Origin of the sequence: Pseudomonas sp. 13B_2.1_Bac1 (genome assembly GCF_025466155.1) — a bacterium.
Lineage (GTDB): Bacteria > Pseudomonadota > Gammaproteobacteria > Pseudomonadales > Pseudomonadaceae > Aquipseudomonas > Aquipseudomonas aylmerensis.
In genome coordinates this window covers 1-1,313 of sequence record NZ_JANLOH010000070.1, presented here as the reverse complement: position 1 = coordinate 1,313, position 1,313 = coordinate 1, and the positions used below count along the sequence as shown (strand labels likewise).

Here is a 1,313-nt window from a genome sequence, read left to right as displayed (position 1 = left end):
TGTCTAGTCCTGAAATAGGTTTACACCTGTTTCAGTCTCAAAACGCCCGATGCACCGCATCGGGCGTTTTGTATTTCAGGGATAAGTGCGGCCGCTCCCGATTGTAGATTTGCACCGATTCATCCACCATTTTCACTGCATCCGCCAGGTCTTTGGGACGATGCAGCAAAAACTCAGTCTTCAAAATCCCATTTATCCTCTCCGCCATCGCGTTCTGATAGCAATCATAGCCGTCAGTCATTGAGCACCTGATTCCATGCCGGGTATGCATCCGTTGGTATAAATCGGAGCAATACTGAGCTCCGCGATCTGAATGATGAATGAGCGGTTGATTGGATTTTCGCTGACTAACAGCCTTCTGCAGTGCCCTGACCACCGACTCCGTATGCAGGCTGCCGTGCACATGATGACCCACGATTTTGCGGGAGTACGCGTCTGTTATCAGGCTGACGTAAGCGACACTTTCCCGCGTTGGGAGATAGGTAATGTCTGCGACCCAAACCTGCTCAGGTCTGCTGGCTACAACTTGTTCCGGACCAGCTTTGAGTAGGTTGGGGTGACGGCGGAAGCGATGATGGCTATGCGTGGTTTTATGGTATGCACGTTTGCGAGGGACCAGCTCTCGCGCCTCTCGCAAGATGGAAAACAGGCGGTCTCGACCGACACGTAGCGCCGCTGCGGCTTCAATTACCATCAGGTGGTGCAGTTTGCGCGTCCCAAGCCTCGGCTGGCGGCGACGCTTTTCCAGAACGAATTCCACTACCTGCTGGTCTTGGCAAACTCTCGCGTCAAAGGCTCGGTTGCGCTTGTAATACGCTTGGCGCGAAATGCCCATAAACAGGCAAGCCCTGGTAATGCTCAGGTCTTGGATTTGCCCTTGCGAGAGGACTTGCCGGGTCGCTTTTTTACGATGGACACACCGTAATCATTTTTCAAGACGTTCACGACAGCTTCAAAGAACTGGGCCTTCTGATTGCTCAGCGCCAACTGTTCTTCAAGCTCTTTGATCCGCTGTTCGGGTGTCAGCGGGAGGTTGGGGTCGGTCATCGGCCTGCTCCGCGGCGCTCGGATTGAGGCGCCTTGGCTCCAGTCCTGTCGGCCATGCTTGCGTAACCAAACCAGTACCGTGGACCGGCCTTGAATGCCAAAGCGCCGTTGAGCCTCTTTATAACTCAACTCGCCTTTTTCGACTTGATCTACGACTGACAATTTAAAAGCTAGCGTGTAATCGCGCTGGCTCCGCCTTTTTCCCGTATCCATTGAATCCTCCTGAAGATCGGTCAGAAGGTGTAAACCTTATTCAGGACGGGACA

Annotated in this window: 1 protein-coding gene; it reads right to left on the bottom strand. The window is 53.3% G+C overall.

Going from position 1 to position 1,313, the window contains the following annotated elements; all coding sequences use genetic code 11:
• Positions 1-37: 37 nt before the first annotated feature.
• A protein-coding gene (locus tag NTD80_RS16895; RefSeq protein WP_262134368.1) for an IS3 family transposase occupies positions 38-1,260 on the bottom strand; the annotation gives its coding sequence in 2 pieces (ribosomal slippage) (positions 38-909 and positions 909-1,260; 1,224 coding nt in all).
• Positions 1,261-1,313: the final 53 nt, after the last annotated feature.